The following is a 13,745-nucleotide window of genomic DNA, read 5'->3' as shown; positions in this document are numbered from 1 at the left end:
TAATTCCTCTTTAGTCAATTTTAGACCTTCTTTCTTCAATAATTATATATATATTTATACTTTTAATAACTATTATTTATGTATTATTCTTATTTGTAATTATACTCCTATATATTAATTTAAAACACTTTTATTTTTTATTTCTAATTTAAATAGTAGTTAACATAATAAGATTATGGTAATAAATTATTATTATTAATTTTTATATAATTAAATATTAATAATAATATAAATTTACGAGCGAATTTCTGTGATAATCATGTGTTAAAAATTTAAGTATTTTATATCTACTAGGAATATACCTTTTATATTTTTATATTTCTTCAATACTATACTTATGTCTACCTAGATTCCATTTGATTCTTGTGATTCTTCATTTTGTACTAGTGGTGTGCATTCTATGGGGTTGTATCAACAATTGCATTCATATTTTCCTATATCCTTTAAAATACCATCTATAAATTTGTCTTTATTCACTGCTATAGATAAATATTTTCTTTTAATTCACTTTACCATACGTTTTACTTAAATTAAGGCATACTTGTAGGTCTAGTATTATCCATTATTTATCCTTTGGCTGGTAATCTTATATGCTATATCGTTATTTGTATATTTAAGTAGTAGTATAACTAATTTTTTAGTTGTTTATTTTATAATTAATTTCATCTATTCCACTCCCGATTGCTATGTATATAAGATTAACTCCTTAAGAATATTGGCCCTGTTACTTGACAAAAATAATAAAAATATACATAATAGTACTATAAAGTATCAATAAGTACTAATCAGTACTATTAGTTTCTAAGAGGTGATTTATGAGTAGTAAACAAGAAGTTATTATGCAAGTGGCTCAAAAATGTTTTAATAAACAAGGATTAAAATATACATCAATAGATGATATTGTAAAAGAATGTAAGATATCTAAATCTACATTTTATAAGTATTTTGCGACTAAAGAAGATTTAGTTTGGGAAATGTTAATCTATTCTAATAAAAAATTTTCTAATGCATCTATATTGATAGACACAGATAATACAAAAACACCACATGAAAAATTAAAAGAAAAAATAAAACTTGTATCTGATTATCTTAAATATAACTATTCTTTTAATGCACACATTCTAGGAGAATTTTCAGAAATTAAGGGTAATTCTTTAATAGAGATAAGAAATAACTTAAGATCTAATATAATAAACTGTTATAAGACCCCTTTAATATTAATTTATGGTGAAGAAATAACTCCTTTTATATGGGAGTTATTATTTGTTATAGATAGCTTAATTCATGAATTTAATCTTGTAATGAAAATGAATAAAAGAAATATTAGTGAAGAATATATTTTTGAATTTATAACTAGACAAATAGATTTAAATATAAAAAATCTAAGATACAACAAAAGTATTATAAATGAAAATATATTTTACTCTATAGATGAAATTGGTGAAAGCAATTATAAAGATTCTCTAAAAGATGTTTTTTTAAATGTAGTATATTCTATAAAAGAATGTATTAAATTAAATGAAAACGAAAAACTATCTGAAGCAATTACAAAAATAGAAGAAGAATTTAATTTAGGTAATTATAATTCATTGACTATGCATGCTATGATAGCATACTTAGAAAAGCAAGATTCTCTAAAAGAATATGCAGCTAAATTAAATAGATTGATATCTAAGTTAGGAGATGAAATAATAAATGGAGAATAAAAGATTAAGGAATTTAATAGTTTCAGCGCTAATGCTAGGTTCATTTTTAACAGGGCTTAATCAAACTGTACTAACTTCAGCACTACCTAGTATAATGCATGATTTTTCTGTAAATGCAGATACAGCTCAATGGCTAACATCAATTTATATGCTTGTTTTAGGTATTATGATACCCTCAACTGCATATTTAATAAGTAATTTCTCAACTAAAAAGCTATATATTAGTGCTATGTTGCTATTTTCTATTGGATGTACGATATCTATATTTACAAAAAACTTTTCATTGCTAGTTGTGTCTAGAGTCTTTCAAGCGATGGCTTCCGGAATAATAATGCAATTAGTTCAAGTTGCAATGCTAAACCTATACCCTAAGGAAGAAAGAGGAGCTGCCATGGGTATGTATGGTTTTGTTGTTGGTGTTGCTCCAGCAATAGGACCAACATTAGCTGGGTATGTAATAGATAACTTTGGATGGAGAGTTTTATTTTATGTTCTAGCTTTTATTGCAGTATTAGATATGATATTTGCACACTTTACATTAAAAAATATTACAGAAATTAAAAAATCTAAACTTGAATTCATATCACTAATATTATCAACTTTCGGGTTTGGAGGATTATTAACAGGAGTTTCTAATGTTGGATCATATGGAATATTAAATCCTATAACATATGTACCAATAGTAATTGGAATTATATCACTTATATTATTTACAATAAGACAATACAAGGTTGATGTACCACTTTTAAACCTTAGAGTATTTAAAAGTAAACAGTTTGTAGTATCAGTTATATTGCTAATGATTACTTATGGAGCATTTACATCTGCAACTATGATATTATCTTTATATATACAATCAGCAAGAAAAATGTCCGCAATGATACCAGGATTAATGATGCTTCCAGGTTCAATACTTATGTCTATATTAAGTCCAGTATCAGGACGTATGCTTGATAAATATGGAGCAAGAATCCCAGTTTTATCAGGATTTTTATGTTTGGGAATAGGTACATTTGCATTTTCAAACTTAAGTGAAACAACGTCTATTTTAACATTAACTATTATGTATTCGTTTAGAATGCTCGGAATAACATTTTTATTAATGCCAGTTACAACTTGGGGACTTAATTCACTTAAACAATCTGAACTGGCAGATGGTAGTGCTATAAGCTCTACACTTAGACAAGTTTCTGGGGCAATAGGCGCATCTATGCTTATATCTATAATGACACATGTATCAAATAGTAGTTTAAATACGTCTCAAGTTCTTGCTGATATAAAAGGAATGGATGCTGCATTTAGAATTGCTACTATATTAGTAGTAATCGGATTAATAATTGCAATAATATATGTAAAAGATAATAAGAAAAAATCTAAAAAAACATGTAACGATAATCTGGCTTTAGAATAAATTATATAATTTACCCCTTAAATTAGTATATTTATTAACAGTTATAATAAAATATAAAAACTTAAATAATAAAAAGATGGCATCATATTTCACAATGCCATCTTCTTTATTTTTTTAAGTTTTTTATTTCTTCTATAGTAAGTCCAGTTTTTTGTGCTATCACTTCAATAGGTAATACATCTAATAATTCCTTTGCTATTTCTATAGCCTTTTCTTTTTTTCCTTGTTCTATCTTCTTTTTCTCAAATTCTAAATCTTCTATAGATTTGTTAATTTCTTCAGATTTATCATAATTAAAATAATTTCTATCTTCTAAATCAATAAATTCTATATTATCTAAATCTAAAGATACTTTTTCTTTCTTTTCGATTTTTCTTCCAATTTCATTATTTAACTTTCCTATTTTGTTACAGCAAGTCATTTTGACAAAGTATGTTTTGTTCCATTTAAAAAGAGGTATGAAGAAAAACATAAAATACCAATATGATATATATACTTCTACATGTCCATACTTTCCACAGCATTTACATATAGTAAATTCATCAAAGTCTAGTTTTTTCTCTTCTTGACTTACACCCATTATAAAAAACATTTGTTTCCTCCAATAGTCTTACTAATATTTAGTAATATTATATCAAATTAATTACCTTTAAAGTACTAATTCTATTTTTATTGTTGGCTAATTTGTGAAACCTTATGAATCTCTACTTTTTCATTTTTCCTTAAGTTTTTATAATATGTCCTAAATAAAGAAGAAACTACTATAACACCAAGGGCTATAGAACCACTTGCAAATAAAACATTAGCTCCTGTAGTGAATGATTCTTGGAAATTTCCTTCTATAACATAATACATTGTATTATATAATCCAAGACCTGGAATTAAAGTTATTATTCCTGGAACTACAAATAATATAGTAGGTTTTTTCATCTTTCTTGCTAATATTTCACATAATAATGCTGCAATTGACGCTGCTATAAAGTTTGCACTCATCATATCAAAATTGATTCTCATTAAAATTATATATATAGTCCATGATATCATTCCTATAGAACCAGATATGTATAGTGTTTTTTTAGGTGCATTTAAAAATACTGCAAAACCAACTGCTGCTAAGTATGAAAATATTATATGTATATACATTGGCATCCAAATCATTATAATAATCCTCCCCATTTTACATATATATTCATTGACATACCAACACCAACTGCAATAGCTGTGGCAATAACTCCTGCATCAATTGCTCTTCCTACTCCTGACATTAACTCCCCTGATACTAAATCCCTTATAGCTTTTATAAAAGGTACGCCTGGTAAAAGTGGCATTATAGATCCTACTATTAACATCTTTGGTGTATCTAATATACCAAGTTCTACAAGACCTATTCCACAAAATCCTATAATTATAGATGAAACTAGTGTTGCAAAAACAGGTATATGTGTTATTTTTTTTACCTTATTATAAGTAATCATAGCTATTACCGATGTTATAAGAGTTAGCATAAATGTTATTACGTTATCTCCTCCAACTAATACTGCAAAACTAGAAGAACCTATTGCAGTCCATATATTTATCTCACTTTGTGTATGCGGTGATTTATCTTCTAAGTTTTTTAATTCTGCTATTGCATCATCTATTGACATATCTATATCGTTAACAAATTTTCTTGAAAACTCATTTAGTAAGTCAATTTTATTTAAATTTATACACCTATTTTCTATTACTTTCATAAATGTATATCCATCAAATCTATCATCAGAAACTATAATGGTATTGGGTGCCATAAACACATTTATATGAGAAAATCCTCTAGATTTGCAAATCCGTTTTACAGTATCGTCTACTCTATAAGTTTCTGCTCCATTACTAAGCATTAATTGCCCTATAAATGTGGCTAATCTCAAGACATCCTTTTTGTATTTATAATTAATACTTTCTGCCATAGTTGACCCCCTCATTTACATATTATTTTTATTAGAAATTAATTATATCACTTCTATTTAGATATATAAAGCAAAATTTTTATACTTTAAAATCATTAGTACCTTTAAATATTTTCAAATATTAAAAAAATACTTTTCATTATTAAAAATAATTAAACCCGTTATATTAAGAGGAACATTTTGTTCCTCTTAATAGTTTATTATTATAAAAAAGATAGTGCCCAAAAGTACAACACTATCTTTTTTAATTATTGATAATTTAATTTTATTTACCATTAAATGATACAACACTAAATATATTTAAAATATATTCTTTTTATATTATATCTATAATTTTAGTAGCTATTTTCTCTCCAAAACATTTATCATGCTCTACAAAAAGCATAGTAGGTTTTTCTTCAAGAATCATATTTTCTATTTGTATACGCGAAATTACATCAATAAAATTAAGGGGTTCGTCCCAAATATAAAGTTGAGATTTTTCACATAAACTTGCAGCAATAAGTAATTTTTTCTTTTGACCTTCACTCCACTGTTCTATATTCTTTTCAAATTGAATATTTGTAACACCTACTTGATTCAAGCTACTTTTTAAATGCTGTATATTTATTCCTTTTTCTGCTGAAAACTCTTCAATTTTTCCTTTTAAAAAATTTGTTTCTTGAGAAACATATGATATCTTACTTACTTTTTCTACATAGCCTGTATAATTAATTTCTTCTCCCATTAATAGCTTTATTAAACTTGATTTACCACACCCATTTTTACCTCTTATCCAAATACGATCTCCTGGTTTAATTTTAAAACTTATTGGTTTTTTAAATATTTCCTTTTGATATACTATTTGTAAGTCTACTACCTCTAACAACTTATCTGAGTTTGTCTCTATATTCCCTATTTTGAGTTTTTCTACCTGTTCTATATTTTTTAGCAATTTAGATTTTTCCTCTATAGCTTTATTTTGACGCTTTTCTAAGCATTTAGCTCTTTTCATCATCTTTGATGCTTTATGCCCAATATATCCTCTATCTACAGGACCACCTCCTATTTTAGTGGACTCTAATTTATCAGACCAACTAGATTTTTGTTTAGCTGCTATTTTAAGTCTTTTAATGTTTTTAAGTAATTTTTCATTTTCTGATTTTTCAAACTCATCTCGCCTATCATTATTTACTTGCCATGTAGTGTAATTACCTTTTTGGATATCTATATTACTTTTATTAATAGATAAAACATGATTAATTACTTCATCTAAAAAGTTTCTATCATGTGAAACTAATATAAATCCCTTCTTCTTATTTAAATATTTTGCTACACATTCTCTACCTTCTGAATCTAAATGGTTAGTAGGTTCATCAATAAGTAAAAAGTTATTTTTTCTAAGAAATAATGCTGATAATAATAGTTTTGTACGCTCACCAGAACTTAATGTTTTAAAATTTCTATCTAGTATTTCTGGTCCTAATCCTATTTTTCTTACTTCTTTTTCTATCATTTCATTAATAATATATCCATCATAGCTTATAAATTTATCTAACACTTCTCCATATTCTTTTATATATTTAATATCACTTGAATATTCTTTTAGTTCTTTTTCCCATTTAGTGAACGGTGCTATTGCTTCTCTCATAACTTCTAAAGCTACTTGATTGTCATTCTCTACATTCATAGGAAAATAATCAAAGCTTACTGGACTTATTATTTGCCCACTATATTTATATTCTCCTTTTAATAATTTTAAAAAAGTTGTTTTCCCTCGACCATTTCTACCTATTAATCCTAACTTCCAGTCTGTATCTATATTTATGGATACATTTTTAAATATATCATCTCCATGGTTATCATATTGAAAACTTAAATTATTTATTTTAATTTGTGCCATAATTGTCCTCTCCTTTGTTGAGGAAATAAAAAAACTTCCTCAACTTAAATAGTATTTTTTACTACTTAAAAGATAAGAAAGTTATTATATTTAAATATTATGACATGCAAATAAAAGCAATGATTGCTTTTATTTGAGTAATTTAGTTATAACATTTAATCTTATTCTTAACTTTAAGTAGTTTATAGGGTAGCTTAATAAAACATCTATTTTTGATGTTTTAAAACCTAATTAAACTATATTATTGTTATTTTGAATAAGATTAATTGTTCATTTTATCTAATCACCTCTATATGTATTTTATATTATTATAATATTATAGTAACTTAATTTCAAGTGCTTACATTAGATCAAGAGATTTCATGAATTTAATTTTTTAAGATAATTTAAGTTAAAAAGGGATATGTCTTAAGACATATCCCCTTTTATAACTATAAACTAGTTATCTTTTATTTTCTATTATATTTGATATAATACCTTTACATCTTCCACATCCAGTACCTGCTTTAGTAACTTCTCCAACTTTTTCAACAGTGTCAGCTCCATTTTTTACTGCTTCTACGATTGTATCTATTGATACATTCTTACATTTACATGCATTTTTTATAAGAGCCTCTACTTCCTTAAGCTCTTCTTCGTTTTCAATATTTATATCAGACATCTTTTTAAGCTCTTCAATAGTTCTAGCTCCCTGTGCTTGAGCCTTTCTAACTTGTAAATATTTATCCATATCTAGTTTCATATGTATTTCTCCTAACCTTTAAATTTATTTATTAATATATTAACTTTATAATTATTTAATATTATAATTACATTATATTTATATCCAATATTAATATATAATAAACAAGTTTTATTGAGTAAAGTAAACTACATTTTCTAAATTAAAGTTTATTTTTACATTTTGGTTAACTTCATAAAAATGCTTATTTGAACTAACCTTGAGTATAAAGTCTTTTATATCTATTTCATAAATTGTATTTTCACCTAAATATGTTTTCTTTTTAATTTTTCCTATAACTCCATTTGGATAATTTTCATTATTAATTTCTATATTTTCTTTAGATATCATAAGTTCTACATTATCTAAACTTTCATTTTTATCAATATCTAAGCTTAGCTTAACATATTCATTTTCAAATAATCCATTATATATTTTCCCACTTATATAATTTCTTTCTCCAAATATATTCGCAACTACTTTACTATTTGGTTTTTCATATAAGTTTTTTGGAGTATCAAATTGTTTTATTTCTCCATTTACCATAACTGCTATTTTATCACTCATCATCAAAGCTTCTTCTTTATCATGAGTTACTAGTATTGTAGTTATTTTTAATTTTTTTTGTAAATTTAATACAAACTCTCTCATTTCTTGTCTTAAGTTTATATCTAAATTTGAAAAAGGTTCATCTAAAAGCAGCACCTTTGGATTTATCGCTAAACTTCTTGCTATGGCTACTCTTTGTTTTTGACCTCCCGAAATTTGTGATGGGTACTTTTTTTCGTATCCATTAAGTTTTACTAAGTCTATTAATTCTTGTACTTTTTTATTACGTTCGCATTTTTTAATTTTTTTCATTTTAAGTCCAAACTCGATATTTTCAAATACATTCATATGAGGAAATAAAAAATAATCTTGAAATACTATGGCTACGTCTCGTTTTCCTGTGGGTATATTTTTTATACTATTTCCATCAAATAATATATCTCCTTTATCAAAATCAAGTATTCCTGCTATTATATTTAATGTAGTGCTTTTACCACATCCTGATGGTCCTAGTAAAGAAATTATTTCGCCTTCATTTATTGATAAATTTATACTTTTTAACACATTTATATTATTAAAACTTTTATTTAAGTTAACTATTTTAACACTTGACATTGTATTCTCCTTAAATTGGTTTATCCTAAAAAGTAATTGTTTTTATTATTTAAATAATACTTTTTTATTTTTCCTTCTACAAGTATTAGTACTACTATACTTACAATTAAAAATACTAGACTGTATAGTGCTGCTACTGTTCTATCTCCGCTTTGTATATATGGAAACATAACCATAGGATATGTAATTATATTACCTCCTCCTATTAGCATAGTTAAGAAGTATTGACTAAATGAAATTATAAAACACATACTAGATGCACCTATTACTCCTGGAAATATTAAAGGTAATGTTATGTATCTAAATGTGTTTATTGAATTTGCTCCTAAAAGCTTTGCTTGTATTTCTAATTTGTCTCCTACTAAATTATATATATCCGCTATCATTTTTACTGCATAAGGAATACAAGGAAGTATATTTATTATTATTACTCCTATTATATTATTTGCTAGACCATTTCTTAAAAAAGTAATGTGAACCCCCATAGCTATAGATATCATAGGTACAATTATTGGTGATAGCACTAAAATTTCAAATAATTTTTTTCCTCTAAATTCATATATTGATATAGCCTTAGCTGCTGGTATGCTTATTATAATTGTTATTAATATCACTATTATTGATATTAATATACTGTTAATTAATATTTTTATATTATAAGTATTTAATATATATTCAAATCCTCTTAAAGAATAGTCTGTAGGTATTAGCTTTGGATAAGTCCACCTACTAGTTATTGTCCATATTAATAGTATTGAAATTGGTATTATAAGTACTATTAATAATATATATAAAATTAATTTTTTACTTTTCATAATTTCACCTATAATTTATACTTATACATCTTCGAAAAAACTTTGTTATATATTATTAATAAAACAAAACTTATGCCTGATAATATAATATTTATAACCATAGATAATGCCTTTTGGTTAAAATCCGTGCTTATATAATTATTGTAAGCTAATACTGATAATGCTTTAGGTGTAGTTGGTCCTATTAAAAATGGTACTTCATATGACCCAAAAGCAAAGGTAAATAATATTATAAATGAAGATATTATAGATGGCATAGCAAGTGGCAAAGTTATGTATCTAAAACTTTGTAATTTACTAGCACCCAAATTTAGTGCTACTACCTCTAGCTTCTCATTTATATTTTTTAGTATATTATAAGTAGTTATAGCTACAAAAGGTATTCCTTTGTATAAATATACAAGTATTATTCCTATACCATTTTTATCAGATATTAAATTTATAAATTGTGATGAATCAGATATTATACCTAAATTATATAAAAGTCTTGATATTATTCCAGATTGAGAAAATATTGTTACCATAAAAAATACTACTACTATATGTGGAATTATCATTGGCAAGTTTAGTATGGTATTTCTAAAGTTTGAATACTTATCTTGAGCTAGTAAATAGGCTAAGAAAACACCAAGTATTACAGATATTAAGCTTGATATTAATGATGTATTTAAACTAAATAGAAGAGACTTCAAAAAAGAAGTCTCTCTTAAAATCTCTTTATAATAACTAAAATTTATTTCATTAAAACCTATTTGTGGAAAGTATCCTAAACTTTGTAATATACAATTTATTATTCCACACCCCATTATAAATAACAAAAGTATAGCTGTTGGTGCTATGAGTATATATGGTTTTATTTTATTGTTCACTTTCTAAAACCTCTTTTGTCCATATTTTTTCTATTATTGGAACAAGATCTGCTCTTAATTCTGGAACAGCATTTTCTATTACTATCATTTCATCACTAAATTTACCTTTTTCACTTTTAGGTATTTTGTTCATATCTAATATTGTTGAATCTCCCCAGTTTTTGCTAAATGTTTTAGAACCTTGTGCATCTATACTCATTAAGTAATCTATTAAAACCATAGCACCAGCTTGATTTTGAGTATTAAATGGTACTGTTAAGAAATGAGTATTGCTTATATTTCCTTTTTCAAATTCTATTATCTTAGTATCAGGACTAAATTCTTTACTTTCTATTTTAGATGGTATTACATTTGGTGAATATGTCATTGTAAAATAAACTTCTTCATCTGAATACATATTATCTAATTGTGAAGTTGTTGAAGGATAAGTTTTACCTTTATTCCATAAATATGGTTTTATCTCTTTTAAATAGTTAATAGCAGGTTGAATTACTTTTTTTACCTTTGTTTCATCTGCTGGTAAATCTTTTACATTTTCATATCCTACTATATCGTATATTACGTTTCTTACAAAAGCACTACCCGTAAAGTCAGGAGGTGCTGGATATGTAAATTTACCTGGATTTTTCATTATTACTTCTTTTAAATCATTAGTATTTTTAATTTCTTTATCTACTTTAGAAGCATTTTCTACTATTGTAAATTGTGCTTTACCCCAAGGTGCTTCCATATTCTCTACTGTTGTCCCAAAGTCTGTAGTTATATCTTTTGAAGCTGTGTCTACATATTTATTAAAGTTTGGAAGTTTTTCAGTAAATTTTCCTAATAACAAATTACTATCTTTTGCAGTTTTAAAGTTCTCTCCATTTATCCAAACTACATCCATATTTCCTTTTAAATTGTTTGCTTGTTTATCTGATAATAAACTGTTTAATATTTCATCTATATTCATACCTACTCTTTTTAAAGTTATATCATACTTTTCTTTCATTTGAGGTATTATGTAAGTATCAAACCATTTATTCATTACTTCGTTACCACCATAACCATAGAAATTAACAGTAGTCCCTTTAGCTTCTTCTAATAATTGTTCATATTTTTTATCTGAAACATTTACTTCTTCTGGTTTTTTAGATGGTTTTGAGCATCCAATTAAACTTATGGTCATAATTATACTTAAAGCACCTATTATCTTTCTTTTAAATTTCATATTTATCTCCTTTTGTATTATTTTATTTTTTATCAATATTATCTTATGTTATATATCTATTTTTTATTTTTTATATGTATTTAAAAAATTTGATTCGCTCATGTTACTCAAACGACTTCGTCCGCTAATCAAAAATTCTTTTTTGAGCTACTGTGTAGGCGAATACCTTTACTTTTTCCAAATATGTTACTATAACTTTAATTCATAGATTAACAACAATTTACAATCAAATAAATTCCCTTGGTAAATAAAAAAGTATTGATGAGTTCATCAATACCTTTTTGTTGATATATAGAATATAATTATTTTTAATTCTTATAAAGATACTTAGCATACCATTTATTTTTAATTCTTATACCAAATAACTCCTATAAAAGTCTTAATAATCTGTATTAATGTCATTAACCCAAGCATAACGCTTATATAATAAAATGCTCTTATTTCTTCTGCTGAATATATCAATATAAATCCTATAAAGAAAAGTACAAGTATAACCATAGTAATACTCATAGTAGTTACTATTTTTTTTAACCTTACTTTTCTTTTCATGTATAGTATTAATACTAATAGCATTAATGTTATCAATGCTATTATGGCAATATATTGTATAGTTTGAATAGGATATTTATCTTCCCAAACATAATTTTTATGTACGACATGTCGTAACATTCCCATCTTTTTGTGTGTAAAATAGTTCACCATATACGCTCCGACTAAGAGCAGAATTTCTAGTATTGTAGTCAGTACATAAAAAATCTTTTTTATTTTTTCCATATAAATATCAACCTCATTATCTGAAATTTAAAATAATCACTACAATTAGTTTAGTGATTATTTTAAATTATTTATTTTGCAGCTTTGTTTGTTGGTAGTTTACCCACTGTAGTATATTCACAATTACCACTATTTGGATCTCCTACTTGTACAGGAAGATTATTATGCATTTGCCATTCATTCCATCCACCATCATAAACAGTCATCTTATCCCATCCTGCATCATAAGCAATTAACCAAGGAACTGATGCTCTCCAACCTGTTCCACAGTAAAATGAAAGTTCATTATTTTTATTTATATCAGAATCTGACCATAATTTTTCCATTTCTTCAGCAGTTATAACAGTTCCATCTTTATGTGTATAATCTTCCATATTGTATGGATTGCTTCCTGCATGTCCCCAAACTGCGCCTTTAGGCTCACCAGCTCTATCAATATAAGTGTATCCACTTGTTTTACCATCAAATTCATCTTTACTTCTTATACTTACTAGACGGAAGTTTTGGTCATTTTTTAATTTATCTTGAACTTGTTCTATAGACATCCAATATTCTGGATGTGCTGGAACAGTTGTTCCAAAGTCTTTTGCTGGTGTTGCTTTTTCTACTTTAGTTTCTATTTGATACCCTGCTTTTTTCCATGCATCAAGTCCACCATCTAGAACTTTTACATTATCAACACCTGCCCAAAGATATGCATATGCTACTCTACTTACTGCTGAAATATCTGTTCCATATAAAATAACAGTTTTATCTTTTGTAACTCCTAAATCTAACATACCTTTTTCAACTACCTTAGGATCTGATATATTCCAAATCGGTTCTGATTCAACACTTGAAGTATCCACATGTAAAGCTCCTGGAAGATGTCCTTTTGTATAAGTTGGACTGTCTTTATAAGTTCCCCACGAAACTTCTAATATAGTATAATTTTTAGACTCTGGTTGATTTCCATCTATTACACTTTGTACCCACTTAGGTGATACAAAGACTTTTTGTGTATCTACCTTTTCTGCCTTTATATTTAATTTCGTTTCTGTTGTTTTTTGAGAATCATTTGAAGGACTACTACATCCTACCGCCATTGTGGCTACCATTGTGATACCAACTAGTGCACTAATTAATTTTCTTTTCATAATTGTCCTCCGTTACTTTTTATCATTTTCTTAAAATGAGAGTATTTATAGCTAACCTTAATATCACCCTCAATTATTTAAACCCATATAAAAATTGATACCTTAAAAACA

Annotated in this window: 13 protein-coding genes; 2 read left to right on the top strand and 11 right to left on the bottom strand. The window is 26.0% G+C overall.

The genetic code is table 11. The features are described 5' to 3' along the window. The first annotated feature begins 815 nt into the window (after window positions 1-815). Together ABHC41_RS13625 and ABHC41_RS13620 are read left to right on the top strand one after the other, a co-directional pair. Entirely contained in the window at window positions 816-1,706 is an 891-nt protein-coding gene (locus ABHC41_RS13625; protein ID WP_166505491.1) for a TetR/AcrR family transcriptional regulator, read from the top strand. Continuing rightward, window positions 1,696-3,117 (top strand): MDR family MFS transporter, encoded by a 1,422-nt coding sequence (locus ABHC41_RS13620; protein WP_195237826.1) that lies wholly within the window; start codon window positions 1,696-1,698, stop codon window positions 3,115-3,117. Before ABHC41_RS13625 ends, ABHC41_RS13620 begins: the two co-directional genes overlap by 11 nt. Window positions 3,118-3,223: 106 nt before the next feature. Here ABHC41_RS13620 and ABHC41_RS13615 read toward each other — a convergent pair whose 3' ends face one another. From ABHC41_RS13615 to ABHC41_RS13565, 11 genes are all read right to left on the bottom strand, one after another. Beyond that, window positions 3,224-3,709, bottom strand: a complete 486-nt coding sequence (locus ABHC41_RS13615) for a zinc-ribbon domain-containing protein (RefSeq protein ID WP_195237834.1) — start codon at window positions 3,707-3,709, stop codon at window positions 3,224-3,226. 77 nt (window positions 3,710-3,786) lie between these two features. Next, window positions 3,787-4,275, bottom strand: a complete 489-nt coding sequence (locus tag ABHC41_RS13610) for a threonine/serine exporter family protein (protein ID WP_195237836.1) — start codon at window positions 4,273-4,275, stop codon at window positions 3,787-3,789. After that, window positions 4,275-5,063: a threonine/serine exporter family protein gene (locus tag ABHC41_RS13605; protein WP_195237838.1), complete on the bottom strand. Its 789-nt coding sequence runs from the start codon at window positions 5,061-5,063 to the stop codon at window positions 4,275-4,277. Before ABHC41_RS13605 ends, ABHC41_RS13610 begins: the two co-directional genes overlap by 1 nt. A gap of 316 nt (window positions 5,064-5,379) precedes the next feature. Further along, a complete protein-coding gene (abc-f, locus tag ABHC41_RS13600; RefSeq protein ID WP_166505495.1) occupies window positions 5,380-6,945 on the bottom strand; it encodes a ribosomal protection-like ABC-F family protein in 1,566 nt (521 codons plus the stop codon). A gap of 442 nt (window positions 6,946-7,387) precedes the next feature. After that, window positions 7,388-7,687 (bottom strand): (2Fe-2S)-binding protein, encoded by a 300-nt coding sequence (locus tag ABHC41_RS13595; protein WP_092925629.1) that lies wholly within the window; start codon window positions 7,685-7,687, stop codon window positions 7,388-7,390. Between the two features lie 111 nt (window positions 7,688-7,798). Beyond that, the gene (locus ABHC41_RS13590) at window positions 7,799-8,830 is read right to left on the bottom strand and encodes an ABC transporter ATP-binding protein (protein ID WP_166505496.1); all 1,032 of its coding nucleotides are present in this window, start codon (window positions 8,828-8,830) and stop codon (window positions 7,799-7,801) included. Between the two features lie 20 nt (window positions 8,831-8,850). Next, window positions 8,851-9,645, bottom strand: a complete 795-nt coding sequence (locus ABHC41_RS13585) for an ABC transporter permease subunit (protein ID WP_166505497.1) — start codon at window positions 9,643-9,645, stop codon at window positions 8,851-8,853. A gap of 8 nt (window positions 9,646-9,653) precedes the next feature. Continuing rightward, a complete protein-coding gene (locus ABHC41_RS13580; RefSeq protein WP_166505498.1) occupies window positions 9,654-10,514 on the bottom strand; it encodes an ABC transporter permease subunit in 861 nt (286 codons plus the stop codon). Continuing rightward, window positions 10,504-11,724: an ABC transporter substrate-binding protein gene (locus ABHC41_RS13575; protein WP_195237841.1), complete on the bottom strand. Its 1,221-nt coding sequence runs from the start codon at window positions 11,722-11,724 to the stop codon at window positions 10,504-10,506. The genes ABHC41_RS13580 and ABHC41_RS13575 overlap by 11 nt, the downstream gene beginning before the upstream one ends. Before the next feature lie 345 nt (window positions 11,725-12,069). Beyond that, on the bottom strand, window positions 12,070-12,393 hold the full coding sequence (locus tag ABHC41_RS13570; protein WP_166505500.1) for a hypothetical protein: 324 nt from the start codon (window positions 12,391-12,393) through the stop codon (window positions 12,070-12,072). 176 nt (window positions 12,394-12,569) lie between these two features. Continuing rightward, window positions 12,570-13,634, bottom strand: coding sequence for a rhodanese-like domain-containing protein (locus ABHC41_RS13565; protein ID WP_195237843.1), 1,065 nt, complete (start codon window positions 13,632-13,634; stop codon window positions 12,570-12,572). Window positions 13,635-13,745: the final 111 nt, after the last annotated feature.

Origin of the sequence: Romboutsia sp. 1001216sp1 (assembly GCF_039841805.1) — a bacterium.
In the GTDB taxonomy this organism is placed as follows: domain Bacteria; phylum Bacillota; class Clostridia; order Peptostreptococcales; family Peptostreptococcaceae; genus Romboutsia_C; species Romboutsia_C hominis.
This window is presented reverse-complemented; position numbering and strand designations above follow the sequence as displayed.

Excerpts from the sequence above, each read along its gene's own strand:
- ABHC41_RS13625 (WP_166505491.1), top strand. The coding sequence starts at position 816 with ATGAGTAGTAAACAAGAAGTTATTATGCAAGTGGCTCAAAAATGTTTT.
- ABHC41_RS13620 (WP_195237826.1), top strand. The coding sequence starts at position 1,696 with ATGGAGAATAAAAGATTAAGGAATTTAATAGTTTCAGCGCTAATGCTA.
- ABHC41_RS13615 (WP_195237834.1), bottom strand. The coding sequence starts at position 3,709 with ATGTTTTTTATAATGGGTGTAAGTCAAGAAGAGAAAAAACTAGACTTT.
- ABHC41_RS13610 (WP_195237836.1), bottom strand. The coding sequence starts at position 4,275 with ATGATTTGGATGCCAATGTATATACATATAATATTTTCATACTTAGCA.
- ABHC41_RS13605 (WP_195237838.1), bottom strand. The coding sequence starts at position 5,063 with ATGGCAGAAAGTATTAATTATAAATACAAAAAGGATGTCTTGAGATTA.
- abc-f (WP_166505495.1), bottom strand. The coding sequence starts at position 6,945 with ATGGCACAAATTAAAATAAATAATTTAAGTTTTCAATATGATAACCAT.
- ABHC41_RS13595 (WP_092925629.1), bottom strand. The coding sequence starts at position 7,687 with ATGAAACTAGATATGGATAAATATTTACAAGTTAGAAAGGCTCAAGCA.
- ABHC41_RS13590 (WP_166505496.1), bottom strand. The coding sequence starts at position 8,830 with ATGTCAAGTGTTAAAATAGTTAACTTAAATAAAAGTTTTAATAATATA.
- ABHC41_RS13585 (WP_166505497.1), bottom strand. The coding sequence starts at position 9,645 with ATGAAAAGTAAAAAATTAATTTTATATATATTATTAATAGTACTTATA.
- ABHC41_RS13575 (WP_195237841.1), bottom strand. The coding sequence starts at position 11,724 with ATGAAATTTAAAAGAAAGATAATAGGTGCTTTAAGTATAATTATGACC.
- ABHC41_RS13570 (WP_166505500.1), bottom strand. The coding sequence starts at position 12,393 with ATGTTACGACATGTCGTACATAAAAATTATGTTTGGGAAGATAAATAT.
- ABHC41_RS13565 (WP_195237843.1), bottom strand. The coding sequence starts at position 13,634 with ATGAAAAGAAAATTAATTAGTGCACTAGTTGGTATCACAATGGTAGCC.